19 protein-coding genes are annotated in these 15,140 nt (G+C 66.7%); 12 read left to right on the forward strand and 7 right to left on the reverse strand.

Annotation, left to right across the window (positions count from 1 at the left end):
- Positions 1–83: 83 nt before the first annotated feature.
- Complete coding sequence (locus AB0N02_RS08220; RefSeq protein WP_363943916.1) at positions 84–797, reverse strand: M50 family metallopeptidase; 714 nt, start codon at positions 795–797, stop codon at positions 84–86.
- 413 nt (positions 798–1,210) lie between these two features.
- On the opposite strand from AB0N02_RS08220, the gene AB0N02_RS08225 reads away from it, so the two are divergent.
- Positions 1,211–1,687, forward strand: coding sequence for a nuclear transport factor 2 family protein (locus AB0N02_RS08225; RefSeq protein WP_363943918.1), 477 nt, complete (start codon positions 1,211–1,213; stop codon positions 1,685–1,687).
- A gap of 10 nt (positions 1,688–1,697) precedes the next feature.
- Positions 1,698–2,840: a magnesium and cobalt transport protein CorA gene (locus AB0N02_RS08230; RefSeq protein ID WP_363943919.1), complete on the forward strand. Its 1,143-nt coding sequence runs from the start codon at positions 1,698–1,700 to the stop codon at positions 2,838–2,840.
- 58 nt (positions 2,841–2,898) lie between these two features.
- Here the strand turns inward: AB0N02_RS08230 and AB0N02_RS08235 are convergent, their stop codons facing one another.
- Positions 2,899–3,588, reverse strand: a complete 690-nt coding sequence (locus tag AB0N02_RS08235) for a hypothetical protein (protein ID WP_363943920.1) — start codon at positions 3,586–3,588, stop codon at positions 2,899–2,901.
- Between the two features lie 399 nt (positions 3,589–3,987).
- Complete coding sequence (locus AB0N02_RS08240) at positions 3,988–4,323, reverse strand: hypothetical protein (RefSeq protein WP_363943922.1); 336 nt, start codon at positions 4,321–4,323, stop codon at positions 3,988–3,990.
- Between the two features lie 158 nt (positions 4,324–4,481).
- Here AB0N02_RS08240 and AB0N02_RS08245 point away from each other — a divergent pair, with 158 nt between their 5' ends.
- A complete protein-coding gene (locus tag AB0N02_RS08245) occupies positions 4,482–4,658 on the forward strand; it encodes a hypothetical protein (RefSeq protein WP_363943923.1) in 177 nt (58 codons plus the stop codon).
- Between the two features lie 356 nt (positions 4,659–5,014).
- Here the strand turns inward: AB0N02_RS08245 and AB0N02_RS08250 are convergent, their stop codons facing one another.
- On the reverse strand, positions 5,015–6,244 hold the full coding sequence (locus tag AB0N02_RS08250; protein ID WP_363943925.1) for a helix-turn-helix transcriptional regulator: 1,230 nt from the start codon (positions 6,242–6,244) through the stop codon (positions 5,015–5,017).
- A 168-nt stretch (positions 6,245–6,412) separates the two neighbouring features.
- On the opposite strand from AB0N02_RS08250, the gene AB0N02_RS08255 reads away from it, so the two are divergent.
- From AB0N02_RS08255 to AB0N02_RS08280, 6 genes are all read left to right on the forward strand, one after another.
- Positions 6,413–6,628 carry a hypothetical protein gene (locus AB0N02_RS08255; protein ID WP_363943927.1) on the forward strand — a complete coding sequence of 72 codons (216 nt, stop codon included), beginning with the start codon at positions 6,413–6,415 and terminating at the stop codon, positions 6,626–6,628.
- Positions 6,625–6,999: a hypothetical protein gene (locus tag AB0N02_RS08260; RefSeq protein WP_363943929.1), complete on the forward strand. Its 375-nt coding sequence runs from the start codon at positions 6,625–6,627 to the stop codon at positions 6,997–6,999. Before AB0N02_RS08255 ends, AB0N02_RS08260 begins: the two co-directional genes overlap by 4 nt.
- Complete coding sequence (locus AB0N02_RS08265; protein WP_363943931.1) at positions 6,996–7,295, forward strand: hypothetical protein; 300 nt, start codon at positions 6,996–6,998, stop codon at positions 7,293–7,295. Before AB0N02_RS08260 ends, AB0N02_RS08265 begins: the two co-directional genes overlap by 4 nt.
- 174 nt (positions 7,296–7,469) lie before the next feature.
- Positions 7,470–7,706 (forward strand): hypothetical protein, encoded by a 237-nt coding sequence (locus tag AB0N02_RS08270; protein ID WP_363943932.1) that lies wholly within the window; start codon positions 7,470–7,472, stop codon positions 7,704–7,706.
- Complete coding sequence (locus AB0N02_RS08275) at positions 7,703–7,954, forward strand: hypothetical protein (protein WP_363943933.1); 252 nt, start codon at positions 7,703–7,705, stop codon at positions 7,952–7,954. The genes AB0N02_RS08270 and AB0N02_RS08275 overlap by 4 nt, the downstream gene beginning before the upstream one ends.
- Positions 7,951–8,187 carry a hypothetical protein gene (locus AB0N02_RS08280; RefSeq protein ID WP_363943935.1) on the forward strand — a complete coding sequence of 79 codons (237 nt, stop codon included), beginning with the start codon at positions 7,951–7,953 and terminating at the stop codon, positions 8,185–8,187. Before AB0N02_RS08275 ends, AB0N02_RS08280 begins: the two co-directional genes overlap by 4 nt.
- Before the next feature lie 136 nt (positions 8,188–8,323).
- Here the strand turns inward: AB0N02_RS08280 and AB0N02_RS08285 are convergent, their stop codons facing one another.
- Positions 8,324–8,806 carry a hypothetical protein gene (locus AB0N02_RS08285; protein WP_363943937.1) on the reverse strand — a complete coding sequence of 161 codons (483 nt, stop codon included), beginning with the start codon at positions 8,804–8,806 and terminating at the stop codon, positions 8,324–8,326.
- Between the two features lie 182 nt (positions 8,807–8,988).
- Positions 8,989–9,351, reverse strand: coding sequence for a hypothetical protein (locus AB0N02_RS08290; protein ID WP_363943939.1), 363 nt, complete (start codon positions 9,349–9,351; stop codon positions 8,989–8,991).
- A gap of 458 nt (positions 9,352–9,809) precedes the next feature.
- On the opposite strand from AB0N02_RS08290, the gene AB0N02_RS08295 reads away from it, so the two are divergent.
- Positions 9,810–10,160 carry a hypothetical protein gene (locus AB0N02_RS08295; protein WP_363943941.1) on the forward strand — a complete coding sequence of 117 codons (351 nt, stop codon included), beginning with the start codon at positions 9,810–9,812 and terminating at the stop codon, positions 10,158–10,160.
- A gap of 183 nt (positions 10,161–10,343) precedes the next feature.
- Positions 10,344–11,690, forward strand: a complete 1,347-nt coding sequence (locus tag AB0N02_RS08300) for a hypothetical protein (RefSeq protein WP_363943943.1) — start codon at positions 10,344–10,346, stop codon at positions 11,688–11,690.
- 354 nt (positions 11,691–12,044) lie between these two features.
- On the opposite strand, the gene AB0N02_RS08305 is transcribed toward AB0N02_RS08300, so the two are convergent.
- Positions 12,045–14,255 carry a thiamine pyrophosphate-dependent enzyme gene (locus AB0N02_RS08305; RefSeq protein WP_363943945.1) on the reverse strand — a complete coding sequence of 737 codons (2,211 nt, stop codon included), beginning with the start codon at positions 14,253–14,255 and terminating at the stop codon, positions 12,045–12,047.
- 330 nt (positions 14,256–14,585) lie between these two features.
- On the opposite strand from AB0N02_RS08305, the gene AB0N02_RS08310 reads away from it, so the two are divergent.
- On the forward strand, positions 14,586–15,125 hold the full coding sequence (locus tag AB0N02_RS08310) for a hypothetical protein (RefSeq protein WP_363943947.1): 540 nt from the start codon (positions 14,586–14,588) through the stop codon (positions 15,123–15,125).
- The last annotated feature ends 15 nt before the right edge of the window (positions 15,126–15,140 follow it).

Here is a 15,140-nt window from a genome sequence, read left to right on the forward strand (position 1 = left end):
GGCCCAATATCATGCTTAATCGCCGGGGATCAGGGAGATTGCCGGAACGCCGGTCCCCGCGGTGTGAGGGCCGGAGCCCGGGGTCAGCGCAGCAGCGAGGGCAGCGGGTTCAGCAGGTAGGCGCCGTAGACCAGCGCGGCACCGGCGACCAGCAGGAAGAAGAAGATCCAGAAGCCGGCGGGCAGGAAGGTCAGCCTGGCGAGCTGGTCGGCGTCGGAGTCGGGGGTGCGGCTGTGGCGGCGCTTGCGCCGAAGCTCCAGGATCGGCCTGATCCCGCCGAACAGCAGGAACCACACGGCCAGGTAGGCGAGGACCGCGTCCATGTCGGGCGCGGAGTACCAGGTGAAGGCGAAGATCGCGCCGCCGGTGGCCAGCAGGCTCACCACGCCGAACAGGTTGCGGATCAGCAGCAGCATGCAGAAGAGCAGCCCGATCATGATGGTGATCAGCACCGTCACGTAGCCCGCCGAGGTCAGCCACGCGCCGCCGAGCCCCAGCAGGGACGGGGCGACGTATCCCGCGGCGGCGGTCAGCACCATGCCCGGCCCCGTGGGCCTGCCCCGGGTCAGCGTGACGCCCGAGGTGTCGGAGTGCAGCCGGATGCCCTGGAGCTTGCGCCGGGTCAGCAGCGCCATCAGCGCGTGCCCGCCCTCGTGCGCGATCGTGATCAGCCCCCGGGAGAGCTGCCACGAGGTGGACCACACCACCACGGCCAGGGCGGCGAGCGCGGACAGCAGCACGACCCACGCGGGCGGCCCCGCCTGGCTCTTGGTCAGAGTCACCCAGACCTCGGACAACGATTGTCTCTCCTTCGCGGTGTCGGAGCAAAGCGTCCCATGACATCCGGTGTGCTGGCGATAAAGTCGCGACGCGCGGACCCGGTTGCGGGGGCGGCGGGGCGGGAGTCCATCCGGTACGGGCGTCCCGGCGTGCCGGCCGGCCTCGGCGAACGGCCGCCGAACTTCGCGCGCCGTACCCCCGGGCGTCTTCCCCCGGCCACCTTCTGCCCCGAACCTGGAGCTCCCGGTTATGCGCGGGGCGCACCGGATCGGAGCGCGCCCGTCCGGGGCCGTCCACGGGCGGGTGACTCGGACCCTGCCGAAGGAGATCGACGACGTGTGGGGCATTTCCAGCCGCTCTCGACCCTCCCGTCCGATCCCGCCGCCGCTTACACTCGGTCATCGGAAATATCCGGGATCGGGGGATTCGTGTGAACGATCGGAACGCCGCGCTCATCAGGGCCTTCTACGGTGCCTTCGCCCGCCGCGACGTCGACACCATGGAACACTGCTACCACCCCGAGGTCACCTTCGGAGACCCGGTCTTCCAGGAACTGGAGGGCCGCGACAGGGTCATGGGCATGTGGCGGATGCTCCTGGGCCGCAACGGGGACATCGGGGTGAACCTCCGGGACGTCACCGCGCGGGAGCACGACGGCGCGGCGCACTGCACCGCCCGTTACACCTTCGGCGGTACGGGCAGACCGGTGGTCAACGAGATCGACACCCTGTTCAGGTTCGAGGACGACCTGATCGTCCGGCACCATGACGAATTCGACTTCAAGCGCTGGTCCAGGATGGCGCTGGGCAGGCCGGTCGGCCTGCTGTTCGGCTGGACGCCCATGTTCCGGGCGACGATCCGGGGCAGGGCGATGCAGTCGCTGGAGGACTTCATGAAGGCCGGATGAGGAGACGGATGTGGCTGATCGGCGAGTGCGGGGCGTGCGGAGCCTGATGCGCGGACGTTCCGGTGGTGTCCCCGACTCCCCGGAACGGTCGATGGATCCCCGCTCGGCGGACGAGAAGCAGGCGCCGCCCCGCTCACACGTCATCGACAGCGCGATCTACGTGAACGGATACAGGGACGTCACCCCGGGCTCGCTGCCCGAGGCCTTCGAGTTCCTGAAGAAGACGCCGGACAGCATGGCCTGGATCGGCTTCTACCGCCCCGAGGAGGCGGTGATCCTCAACGTCGCCGAGGAGTTCGACCTGCACGAGCTCGCCGTCGAGGACGCCATCGTCGCCCACCAGCGGCCCAAGGCCGACCGCTACGGCGACACGCTGTTCGTGGTGCTGCGCCCCGCCCGGTATGTCGACGAGGCCGAGGAGGTCGACTTCGGCGAGCTGCACGTCTTCGTCGGCCGGAACTTCGTGATCACCGTACGGCACAGCGAAACGCCCGACCTGTCGCAGGTCCGCAGGTGGATGGAGAGCGACCCCGACCTGCTCGCCCAGGGCCCGCAGGCGGTCTTCTACGCCATCCTGGACGCGGTCGTCGACGGATACGCGCCGGTGGTCGCCGGCCTGCAGAACGACATCGACGAGATCGAGGTCGAGGTCTTCGGCAACCGGCCGGGCGTCTCCCGGCGCATCTACGAGCTGTCGCGCGAGGTGATCGAGTTCCAGCGGGCCACCCAGCCGCTGCTCGCCATGATCGAGGGATTCATCGCGGGGGCGGCCAAGTACGGGGGCGACGAGGAGGTGCAGAGACGCCTGCGCGACGTCGCCGACCACGCGATCACCGTGGCCGAGCGGGTCAGCGGCTTCCGCCAGATGCTCCACGACATCCTCGTGGTCAACTCGACCATGGTCGCCCAGGCGCAGAACGAGCACATGACCGACCTCACCGAGGCCAGCAACGCCCAGAACGAGGAGGTCAAGAAGATCTCCGCCTGGGCCGCGATCCTTTTCGCCCCCACCCTCGTCGGCACCATCTACGGGATGAACTTCGACGTCATGCCGGAGATCCACTGGACCTTCGGCTATCCGTTCGCGGTCTTCCTGATGGCGGCCGTCTGCGTGACCCTCTATGTGGTCTTCAAACGCCGCGACTGGCTGTAGGGCTGTTCCCCGCCGCCTTGACTGGGCGTCCGCCACGCCGCGCGTCCCAGGCGGTCTTTCAGAGCGTCTGAAAATAGAAGCGGTAGGCGCTGCCGTCGTGCAGCATCGCCGCCCGGCCGACGTCGCTGGAGGCCGGGTAATCCTCCAGCTTCAGCTGGGGAATCGAGTTGTGGCCGTACTGGTACTCGTGCGCGGCGGCGTTCCACGCCCCCTGCGAGATCCTGTCGTTGCTCCCGTAGTGGAAGGCGTAGATGCGGTACGTCGTGCCGTCGTGCAGCATCGTCCAGCGTGACCAGTCCGTGTCCGGCGGGAAGCCGGTGACCCGGAGGACGGGGATGTGGTCGCCGTACGCCCAGCGATAGGTCGACGTTCCCGGAACGTGGACGAACTGGTAGAGGGTGGTGGGGTCGCCGATCCTGCGCAGGTAGGCGTGGGAGGCCTCGCCGCTGTGCAGCAGCGAGATGCTGCCGCTGTCGGCGTCCGCGGGGGCGTTCGTCAGCGTGAGCACGGGGATCGAGTCGTGGCCGTAGGCGTAGGACGTGCCGTTCCAGGCGAACTGGTAGAGGGTGTCGCGGCTGCTGCCCCGGAAGGCGTAGAGACGGTAGGCGCTGCCGTCGTGCAGCATCGACCAGCGCCGGAAGTTGGTGTCCGACGGCGCGCCGGTGATCGGAATGTTGGGGATCGAGTCGTAGCCGTACCGGCAGGTGTCGCTGCCGGGTGCCCAGGCGCCCTGATTGATGGAAACCATCGACCGGCCCTTCGTGCGTGGAGCGAAACGATTGACGTGACGCGTGCTTTGCCATGAGACGGTAAGGCAATCCCGTGGTTTCCGGCGGCCAAATCGTGTCGCACTTTATGACGAATTTCGCCCGCCTTTTTGGTGGCGGAGTGCGCGAAACTTAAATGAAGGTCCTCTGGGCGCCTTTAAGGGTATTGTCGGATTTATCAAGACAATTACCGCTAGATAGGGCGATAGCGGGATATGCCGAATATGCGATCGATGTACGGCGGATGGCCGGGTGTCCGTCCTCGGTCGCCCGGTAGGCCGTGCCGCATCCGGTCACGGGCCCGTGCCGTACCCGCCCTCGTGCTCTGCCCGCCCATGGGAAAGCCCCGGGCGCGCGGCCCGAGGCTCCGCCGCCGAAGCTCAGCCGAGCTTGGCCAGGATCAGATCGAGCTTGCCGTCCATGGAGTCCATCCGCACCTCCATCGAGCCCATGCGGCCCTCCAAGGAGTCCATGCGCCCTTCCACGGAGTCCATCCGGCCCGCCAGACTGTCCACCTTGGTCTCCAGCCCGTCCACCTTGGTGGCGAGCGCGGAGAGGTCCTCCTTGGTGGCCATCCTGTTCATGATCTCTTCGAACATGGGGGCGGTGTGCGTCATGACCTCCTCCCGGATGATCGCGGGGAGATCGGCCAGCGTCTCCTTGATGTCGGCCAGATCCGAGCCGGTCCTGAAGGCCCAGGACTCCAGATCCGTCACACGCTGACCGATGCTCTTCGTCGCCACGCCGGGCGTCGAGATCGCCCTGTTCCCGATCTTCCGCAAAGCTATCGACGACGACCGGTGCGCCGACAACTCGGCACAAGGTACTCAAGATCGAGGATGCTCTCCACGCCGACAACGGCTCAGCGGCCGTCGTGGCCTACGCGACCAAGTTCATTGGTGACCCGAATTTCGGCGACTACGAACACCTTCGCCGGTTCGGCGACGTAGCCCGCAAGCTCACCGCCAACGTCGCCGAAGGGATCACCTGCTCCGGCTGTGGCCGCGATCCGCGGTACCCGTTCTGTGCTGCTGACATCGAGGGCCTCTGATGAGGGCCGCAGGGAACGAGCTGCCCCCGATGCGCACCCACCTTGTGGGCCACGACCTGTGGCTTTACCTTGGGGTCCTCATCACCCCTATGAGGGGTCGCAACATGGAGTGCGCGAACACCTCATACGTGTCGGTTTCGTCCTCATCATCCCTGTGAGGAATCGCAGCAACAAACCGAACAGTTGGCTCAGGGCGTAGCTGAGCGAACCAAACGTCATGCCGAATTTCGGCAGGAGGTATACGGAGACCTCAACGCGGATTCCACCTCAGCCCTGGTCCATTGCCTCATCCGGGGACGTCAACTGGTCGGCCTGCCCCGCCGGTCACCGACCAGTGGGACGTCGTCATGTCCGGCTCAGGCAGACATCGGAAGCGCATCCTCAAGATCCCGCGCACCCGGCGCACGCATACGGTCGAGCAGCTTGACCACCTTGCGGAGATCCCGGACGGCATAGGCGTTCACGGCCACGGCGTCGGGCACGATGCCGAGCGCCACCTCTGCCGCGGCCTCGGCCTCGCCCGCCGTCGCGTGGGCATGGGCCAGGCATGCCCCGTACCAGGCGCGGTCACGTCGGTAGGACTCCGGAAGCTCCGACAACCCCCGTTCAAGGAACGGCACCGCCCGTCGGCCGTCGCCGAGTTCCAGCTCGGCCATGCCTCGCTGCATGAGGAACCAGCCCTCCCCGTAGAAGTACATCCACGGCGGTTCGTCGTCTGGACGCTCAGCCGCGCTCTTGATGAGGTTCTCGGCCTCCCCAAGCAGGGACCTCGCGGCCTGCCCCTCGCCCAGCTGTGCGTGTCCCCGGGCGGCCATCTGGGTGGCCATGCCCTGGACACCGAGGGTCGTACGGCCGTCATGCCAGCGGGACGCCTCGGCCAGCCGTACGCAGCGTTGAGGGTCTCCGACGCTCCATGCCAGATGCGCCCGCATGTTCAGCGTCGTGGCGGCCAAGGCGGCGTCTCCGGCCTCCAGTGCCCAACTATGGGAACGGTCGTACCACGCGAGTGCGGCGGCCAGATCACGGGAGTCTTGGCACATCCATGCAAGGAACTGGGCGTACTGGGCGACCATGCTCACCATTCGGTCACCCAAGGGGCCGGAAGTGCCCCGGGCGAGATCGGTGACGGTGGCGAGCTGTGCTCGGACCACGGGCATGAGGGGGCGGCTGCCCAGGGTGTCCTCGGCCCGGCGGTGCTCGGCGAGGCACCGCTCCAGCCACTCGATCGTTTCCAGGTCCACGCGCTGCGGCTCGCCGATCACCTTCGTGATCCGCTCGTACATCTCAGGGGTGGGCACCAGGGACGGGAGCGTGAGAGCCGGAAGCGGCATGTCCGGCGAGTCGAACAACTCCGCCTCGCTCAGCCCGAACACGCGACACAGCAATGTCCGGTACGGCTCGTCCGGCTGGTTGCGCCCGGCCTCGTATGCCTTGATCCGGCGAACGATGGACTCTGCGGACGGCAGATGGGGGTGTTCGCCGGCCACCCCGGTGAGTTCGCGAGCTAGTTCGCGTTGGCTCCACAGCCGATTGCGTCGTTCGATGCGCAGCCGTAAAGCCCAGCCGGGCAAGTCGTCAGCGGCCACGAGCGCACCTCCGCATGGTGGGGACATCCGCCTGTCCCCCAGTGTCTCCTGTGTGCACCTGTGCCGGGCAGGTTACGCAGAGATTGGATGCAGGGAGGAACGAAACAAGCGGGACCCGCAGGCGCTGACACGCCGTACGGGTCCCTTGATCGCATGGAGGTGCGATCCGTGGAAGATGTTAGGACCACCCTGCCCTCATCGAGCATCCCGGGATGGCGGCTGATCATCAGCGACAGAGGCCGGTTCTGGGCTCTCCGGCAGAAGCCCTTCCCCATCGCGGCGATACGTGCCGGAGCCGATTCGGCTGTGGACGCCGACACCTTCGACGAGGTGCGGGCCATGATTGCCCGGCAGGAGGAGATCGCGGAACGGACGGCTTCGTGATCGGGTGCTCCCGCCCGCAGGAGCGGCACCGTGACGGCCAGGCCCACGTCACCGTTCACCGTCGCGTCTGGGACGGTCCCGCCCGCGCCACAGCGGAACAACTGGATCAGGCGTGGCCGGACTGGCTCGTGTTCTACAGCCTTGGCGAGCGCCGTTTCTACGCCATCGCCACCTGGCCGGTTCCCGAACCGCTGACCATCGCCGACGAGTCCGCGGAGAGCTTGCAGGAGCGGATGCGTGAGGCGGAGATGGACTCCGTACGGCGGGCACTCCCCGCACCCCCGCCCCCGGACAGTCGCGGCGGCCTCCGATCCCAGAGGCCCGTCGCCACACCGCATCCCCCGCGCCACCCGTACCGGAGGGTCGCGTGATCACCCCGCGAAGACTGCCCCCCATCGATCCGGGCCTGCTCGCTGAGCAACTGCTCGCGCTGACACAGGCCCATCCCGGCTGGCGTATCTCCTACGACTCCGGCATCCGGGTCTGGAACGCCCTCCGCAGCCCTCTCCCCAACGCGTGGGAAGCGAAGGCGGGCGTCAAGTACATGATCCAGGCGGCCTCTCCCGAGCGGATGGGAGAGAAGCTGACCGAGCAGGCCGAAATTCTGAAGAACCTGCCCGCGCCACCTCCACCTCCCCAGTTTCCCCGCGGCCTCCTGCTGCCCTGAAGCCGGTACGGCGGTGCACCGCCGTACTACTCCGCGTGCGGCCCAGGAGAAGGGGGCCTGGGTCGCACACCCGCGCGGTTCCCGCACGTCCGGGGAAGGGGAACCGCTCACACGCCGGTATCTCACCACCGGCGCCCGTGCCCGCCACAACTCCCACCCATCAATAGGAGACCCGTGCTCCAGATTCCGCTGGCCGTGCTCTACCTCTACGGCGCGCTCAGCTGGCTCACCCTGTTCCTGTGGATCACCGTGAAGGAGCCCCGCTTCACCGAGCGGTTTTTCGTCTCCCAGGCGCGCATTCTCGGAGTCCGGCCCCGTACGGTGTTCGCCACCGCTGTCCTCGGATGCAGCTTCCTATGGCCGCTGACCACCCTGCTGCTCTACATCGACCTCGTCCGGCGCCCGAAGTGACCACTGTGCTCGACCCGCTGCTCAACCTGCTGTGCCTGTACGGCGCTGGCGCCTTCACATGCCTGACCACGGGCGCGCTGTACATCGTCACCACACCGCGCTTCACCCAGCACGTGTTCACCCCGCAGGCCCGGCGCCTCGGCATCCACCCCCGCGTCCTGGTCATGCTGACCGTGATCGGATGCGCCGTCCTCTGGCCGGTGACCGCGATTGTGGTGGGTATCGGCCGGTTGTGGTGGCGGCCGTGAACGACCATGACCTCAAAGTCATCGCCTTACTGGGCATCCTCTACCCGGACTGGCGCTTTGGCGTGGCCGACGCCCCGGGTCTCCCGCGATGGTGGGCGCACCGGGACAGGCCGGTGACCACCGCCCAGCAGGCGGCCGGGGCGCGAACCTCCATCGGCCGCGCCACCCCGCAACGGCTGGCCACCGCACTTGGCCACTACGGCGAGATCATCGGCCGCGTCCGCCAGCGGTAGACCTCGGACGGTTTGCGTCGATCCGCTTCGCGAACCGTCCGGACGCTTCCTCGCCCACACTCACCGGGAGAACCATGAACGCTTTCAAGAGCATCGGCCAGGCACGTAAAGCGGCCGAGACCCACTCGCTGGCTGGTCAGTTGTCCACGAACATGATCGATTCCACTCTGTGCCGGTGTGAAAAGTTCAGTGTGCCTCTCGGATACACGACCTCCACGGCCGCTCCAGTGCAGTCGCCGTTGATGTACAGCCCTGCAATGAACCGCGTGGAGTTGTTATGAGCTGAGAGGCTGCTGATGACATCGAGCACCTGTACGCACTCCTCGTTTGCGGGGGGCTGCACGTGCTCGACGTCACCTGTCTGGTTGTGCTCGGCGTAGAGGTCCAGGGTGGCGACGGCGCCGGCTTCTGAAGCGGCGGCGGTACCACCAGACATGGCAGCCGCCAGTGTCATCGAGGCCAGCAGCGCGATCGTTCTTCTCATGGCGGGTTTCCTTCCTTGGGGATTCACTGCTCGCATGGCCTTCGGGTCATGAGAACCGATCGAATGCTTCAGGTAGGGAAAACGGCGATAAAGGTTGCCTGCGACCCTCCGACGGTGCTTCGTCAGCTGGATCATCCGGCCGATGCAGGGAGCGGCCCTGTCCGTGGTGGGTGACGTCAGCCGGCCCAGCGGGCAGACATGGTGCAGCCTCCGGGAGTTGAGGACCTCCCGGAGGCTGTTCGGTACGGAATCACACGGCTACCGACAGAAGTCATAAGTCCGGGATTGCGGGCGCCGTGGAATCGACGTCGAACTTGTCACTCTACGAAGTTGATCGATTCCACTTCGTGTCGCTTTGAAAAGTTCGCCTTCTTGAACTTCCCTACGACCTCCACGGGCTCACCGCTGCAGTCGCCGTTGCTGTACAGCGCGGCGATGAACCGGCCGGAGTGGTTGTGGGCGGAGTAGGTCTTGAACGCCGAGTCCAGTGTCACGCAGTTCTCTCCCGAAGGCACCTGCACGTGCTCGACGTCGCCCGTCTGGTTGTGCTCGGCATAGAGGTCCAGGGTGACAGGGGCGGAACTGCTCGCGGTGTCGGCGATGGCGGGGGCGGTGGCGGCACTGCCGAGCAGGGTGGCGGCCAGCGCCACCGGGGCTAGGAGTGTGATCGTTCTTCTCATGGGCGGGTTTCCTTCGGTTCGGGGTGCTGCCCACGCAGCCTTTCGCAACAGAGAGTAGTTGTATAAGCACACTCAGCAAGGAAGCGGTAATGTCGCCAGTTGGCCCGCAATTGTGGCCTGCCGGCAACAGCGATTTCTGGACGCGATCCGGTAAGGCGGCCAAGTCGTGGCGACGCCGGCCCTACGGGAACCCTCCTCGGCCGCAAGTCCCTGGGTGCCCGGCCCGCGTTTCCGGCACCTTGCGAACCCGTGGGCTCGCGGCCAGGTGACCTCCAGGCGGGTTCGCCTCGGAAGATCCAGGGTGCATCGCGAGATCTCTGTCACCCCATCCGTCACCTCACCCGCAAGCCACACTCACGAACCTGTAGGTAACGCCACCACTCTCTTGCAGACTGCAGGCGACTAATTACTCTGAGTGATCGATGGATGTGTGCAGTTACTACCGAAGGAACCCTCCCATGAGAAGAACGATCACACTCCTGGCCCCGGTAACAGCGGCGGCCATCTTGCTCACAGGTGCCATCGCCGGCCCTGCGACCGCTGACAGCACCGTCACCCTGAACCTCTACACCGAGCATCACCAGATCGGCGATGTCCAGGAAGTGCCGGTGCCCGCAGACGAGAGCTGTGTGGAGCTGGAGACGACCATCGGCAGTCTCTCGGCCCACAACGAGTCCGAGACCCTGACCGCCGAACTGTATTCCAACAGCTCCTGCACCGGAACTCCCGTAGAAGTCGTAGACCCGCAGGGGAAGGTGGACTTCTCACACCGGCACAAAGTGGGATCTGTCCAGTTTATCCGCAACTGACCTTTCGCCCAAGATCTGGAAACCGGAAAGCCGCCCCCTCCATAAACCCCTCCACCCGATTACCGTTCTGCGCGCCACGGTTCCCCCTGCTCCAACAAAGCACACTTCCCCCTGGTTTTACGTGCCCATAGACACATCCCGGCCATCGAGGCTACATGGCAACCTCCACGGAAGGACATCATTGTGAAAAGATTGATCGGGCTCCTGGGCGTCTTTTCCCTGGCAGTGCTGTCAGCTTTTACGCCCGCCGATGCCGGCGGGAAGGAATCAGGTGGAGCCGACACCGTCCACGCCCTCGGCCTGTCGAGCAAGTCGTCGGGGAACAGTGAGCGCCGGGACCCAGAATTCGTAGAAGACGCCTACGTGGTCAGTATGGGCGACTCCTATATCTCCGGAGAAGGAGGGCGATGGAGAGGGAATGCGTATGGGACGAATAACTTCGATGACAGAGACGCCGTACCGCAAGACGTCGATTTGCAGCAAACCGATCGCACTCGAAGAGGGACAACCCTGAAGAAGATATACGGTAATACTTGGATGTACAAGGATTCTTCTGGAAGGAATCAGCCTGGTTGCCATAGATCCGACGTAGCTGAAGTGTACGGAGCAAAGGACACGACAATAAAAAACCGTCATGGCGCATCCGTGGTTCCTGTGGCGGTGAACCTCGCCTGCTCGGGCGCGACAACTTCGGATATGCGAACTTCATTCAAAGGTGAAGAAACGTCGCAGGTGGGCCAGCTTGAGGGCGTGGCGTCAACCGGTAAAAAGATCAGATACGTCGTACTGTCTATCGGGGGAAACGATCTCAACCTGTCCGACGTTATCAAGTTCTGCGTCGCGGAATACTGGTTGATACACGTTGGCGAGTGCGAGAAAAGGGCCAGCGATTCGGTCAAGCAAGAAAACCTCAACGCCTTGAAGTCGAACCTGAAGAGCCTGCTCAGGAAGATCGATGCCGATCTGAAATTTTATGAGCTAACGCCGGGGTTCGCAAAGTTCATCATACAGGGATACCCGAGGCCATTCGTCACAACGGCACTACTGGGACGGGCCGACGGCCGTGTGCAAAGGATCCATAAGCAAGGGTGCCCATTCACGGATCTGAACTTCAGCGAACTCGATGCTCTCAATCTGAGGATAAATGAGAGCCTGGAGGGCTGGACGAAGGAGTCTGACTTCTGGCCGGCAGGTAGAAAAGGTATCTTCATGAATCTCAGGTTTGCATTCGACAGCCACGAAGTCTGCAACAAGCATACTGTCATCAGCAAGGGGACGGCCACATACGACGGCGTCACAACTGGCGAACCAAACTCGTTTGCCAAAGCGCAGAGTCGCTACGAGTGGGTTCGCTACATCAACCACGCAAACGCAACATCAGAAGAGGGCAACAGCCTAATGCAAGAATCAGCTCACCCCAACTACGAAGGCCAGCTGGTGCTGCAAAAATGCCTCAAGAACGTGATCGGAAAATTCGAGCTGTCCGATGCGTACAAGGTGTACACATGCCACCATGGAGATATCACCTGAAGATCCGGAAAGAACAGCCATCAGCGAGTAAAGCCGAAAAGTGAACCCCGTCCTCACCTTGCTCAACGCACCGCTATCCACCACGGACCGCTCGGCCCGGACGGGAACTGAAGCACAGCGACCGCGGCAGAAGGGCTACTGAGCTCTCCGAGAGACTGGCCTGATCCGCACCGAGCTGGGCATAGACAGCCGAGTCACGAAAGACGAAAAAGAGCCGCCTACCCCCACGGGAGGGTAGGCGGTCTGCGTTGATGTGCTTACTTTGCCTTGCCGTGGCCAGTAGAAAAATGGGCTACGAGACGATTCGCGGCATCTCGCAGTGACGAGCCGCGCGCCTCCGCCGGGCCGCGCGGCTCAGCCGAGCAGTTTGCGGGCGGCGTCCTCTATCTCGGCCTCCGACAGCAGCACGTGCCTGGACGCGTCGCCCAGCGGGATGAAGCTGTCGGCCGAGGTCACCCGGGCGATGCGGCCGGTGAAGCCGCCGTCGATCAGCTCGGCGACGACGCTCTCCGAGACGCCGCCGGCGCGGCGGGTCTCGTCGGCGATCAGCACCTTGCCGGTCAGCTCCGCCGCGTGCAGCAGGTCGTCGACCGGCAGGGGGGAGAGCCAGCGCAGGTCCAGGACCCGGCAGCCGTAGCCCTCGGCGGTGAGCCTGACCGCCGCCCGCAGGCTCATCCGCACCCCGTTTCCGAAGGTCACGATGGTCAGGTCGCGGCCGTCGCCGTAACTGCGCGCCCGGCCGACCGGGACGTGCGTCTCCGCCCAGCGGGCCGGCGGCACGTACGGCGCCAGCCAGCCGCCGTCGCCCTCCTCGAACAGGTCCCGGGTGTTGTAGAGGGCGATCGGCTCCAGGAAGACGCACACGCTGCCGTCGACGCGGGCGGCGGCCAGGCAGGTGCGCAGCATCGAGGCCGCGTCGTCGGGCCGCGCGGGGGAGGCCACGATCAGGCCCGGGATGTCGCGCAGCGCGGCGACGGAGTTGTCGTTGTGGAAGTGGCCGCCGAAGCCCTTCTGGTAGGCGTAGGAGGCGACGCGGACGACCATCGGGTTGCGGAAGGCGCCACGGGAGAAGAACGACAGCGTCGCGGCCTCGCCCCGGATCTGATCGAGCGCGTTGTGCAGGTAGGCGAGATACTGGATCTCGGGCACCGGCAGCAGGCCGGACAGCCCCGCCCCGAGCGCCAGGCCGAGCACGGACTGCTCGTCCAGGAGCGTGTCGAACACCCGGCCGCCGCCGAAGCGCTTCTGCAGCCCTCGGGTGACACCGTAGACGCCGCCCTTGCGGGCCACGTCCTCGCCGAAGACCAGCAGGCCGGGGTGGGCGGCCAGCTCGTCGGCCAGGGTCCGGTTGATCGCCTGGGAGAGGGTCAGCGGCCCCTCCTGCTCCGGAAGCCTGCCGGCGAAGGCCTTCTCCCTGGAGGGGGCCGCGACCGTGCTGGCCTCGGCGACGGCGCGCGGGGTGCGGGGGGCCAGCGGCTCCATGACGTCGGCGGCCGAGCCGAGGCGGGGCCGCCGCGAGCTCTCCAGGGCCATCTTGAACAGGTGCTCCCGCGTCGCCTCGTAGCGCCGCAGCAGCTCGTCCGGGGTGGTCAGGCCCGCCTCGACGAGCAGTCTGGCGGTGGCGACGAGCGGATCGCGTTCCAGGTCGGCGGTCATCTCCCGCTTGGTCCGGTACGACAGCTCGACGTCGGAGCCCGCGTGGCCCATCAGCCTGACGGTCTCGATGTGCAGCAGAGCGGGGGAGCGGTGCGCGCGGACGTGCTCGACGGCCGACCGGGCCGCGTCGTGGACGTCGGCCAGGTCGCAGCCGTCGGCCGCGAAGTAGGTCAGCAGCGGGTGGCGCGCCGCCTCGACCCAGCCCTTCGGCGTCCGCACGCTGATGCCCAGGCCGTTGTCCTCGCAGACGAACAGCAGCGGCAGCGCCATCCCCTGGTAGGAGCCGTAGCCCGCGGTGTTGAGCGCGGACAGCGCGCTGGCGTGGTTGGCCGAGGCGTCGCCGAAGCTGCACACCGCGACCGCGTCGTCCGGCCACGCCCCCCGCAGGCCGAGCTGCCGGGCGCGCTCGATGGCGAAGGCGACGCCGACGGCGCGCGGCAGGTGACTGGCGATCGTGGAGGTCTGCGGGATCACCGCCAGGCGCGGATGGCCGAAGACCTTGTGGCGGCCGCCGGCGATCGGCTCCTCGGCCGCGGCGGTGAGGCCGAGCAGTACGTCGCGCAGGCCCTCCTCGGGCAGCCGTCCGGCCATCGCCGACCTGGTCAGGTAGAAGGCCCCCGAACGGTAGTGCAGGAGCGCGGGGTCGGTGACGCGCAGCGCGGCGGCGACCGCGGCGTTGCCCTCGTGCCCGGCCGAGCCGATGGTGTAGAAACCCTCGTCCTGCTCGCGGAGCCAGCGCGCGGCGATGTCCAGGAGCCTGCTGCCCAGCTGGAACTCGAACAGCTCGCGGCAGCGGGCCCCGGTCAGGGTCGTCCCCTCCCGCACGGGCAGGCGGGGGTCACGCGGGGCCCCGGGAGACAGGGCGGCCACCGCCTCGGTGAAATGGGTCTCGACTGTGTCACGCGCCACAGCCCGATTATGTCCCCATCGACGGCTCCCGCACCGGACCTTGACGGCTTTGGAATCGCACGGACGGTATATGGGGTCGTCACCGAGGGTGAACAAAGGCCTCGTCGAGCGTGTCGCGGAGGCTCCCGGACCCGGAGCACGGGCCGACCGGCGGTGCCGGGGACGAGCGGGCGCCGGGGCGGCCCCTCGCGCGGCGGGCGGCGATGTCTGACGGTTCTCATGACAGATCGTCGGATCCATCAACCCGTGGCCTGGCTCACGCGTCTCCTTGGAGGAACGACGTGGCACCCTCACGCCACGCGCGACCGACGGAAAGGACGGAAGACCCGGATGGCGAAACGCGTTCGTGTCGTCGTGGCGGCGACGCTGGGCGTCGCGACTCTGGCAGTGGCTCCGGCAGTGATCCCGGTCACGGTCCCGGCCGCGGCGGCGTCCACGGCGGCGTCCACGGCGGCGTCCGCGGGGACCGGCGGGGCGGGCCGCGCGGCCGCCCGGGTCGCCGGGGTCGCCGGGGTCGCCGGGACCGCCGGGGCCACTTCCCGGCACAGCCGGATCGTCGGCTTCGGCGCCCGGCCCGACCCGGTCGTCCGGGGCGCCCGGATCGGCGTCCGAGGTCTCCTGCAGCTCGAGACCGGGCACGGGTGGAAGGCCTACCGGGGCCGTAAGGTCTTCGTCGTCTTCCGCGCTGACGACGGCTCCCGGTGGAACGACGTGACCACCGTCCGGACCGACGGGCACGGCCGTTTCGACGTGAAGGTGACCGCCACGCGATCGGGCGACTGGCGCGCCGAGTTCGACGGGGCCGACGGCGTCGACGGCGCCAGCAGCGTCGCCGGCCACGTGACGGTCCGCGGGGCCGGGACCCGATGACCACATGATGGCTTT

Source organism: Streptosporangium sp. NPDC051022 (assembly GCF_040683035.1).
Taxonomy (GTDB): Bacteria; Actinomycetota; Actinomycetes; order Streptosporangiales; family Streptosporangiaceae; genus Streptosporangium.

Bases quoted from the DNA above. Each gene is read 5' to 3' on its own strand.
- AB0N02_RS08235 (WP_363943920.1), bottom strand. From the start codon at position 3,588: ATGGTTTCCATCAATCAGGGCGCCTGGGCACCCGGCAGCGACACCTGC.
- AB0N02_RS08285 (WP_363943937.1), bottom strand. From the start codon at position 8,806: ATGATCCAGCTGACGAAGCACCGTCGGAGGGTCGCAGGCAACCTTTAT.
- AB0N02_RS08290 (WP_363943939.1), bottom strand. From the start codon at position 9,351: ATGAGAAGAACGATCACACTCCTAGCCCCGGTGGCGCTGGCCGCCACC.
- AB0N02_RS08295 (WP_363943941.1), top strand. From the start codon at position 9,810: ATGAGAAGAACGATCACACTCCTGGCCCCGGTAACAGCGGCGGCCATC.
- AB0N02_RS08310 (WP_363943947.1), top strand. From the start codon at position 14,586: ATGGCGAAACGCGTTCGTGTCGTCGTGGCGGCGACGCTGGGCGTCGCG.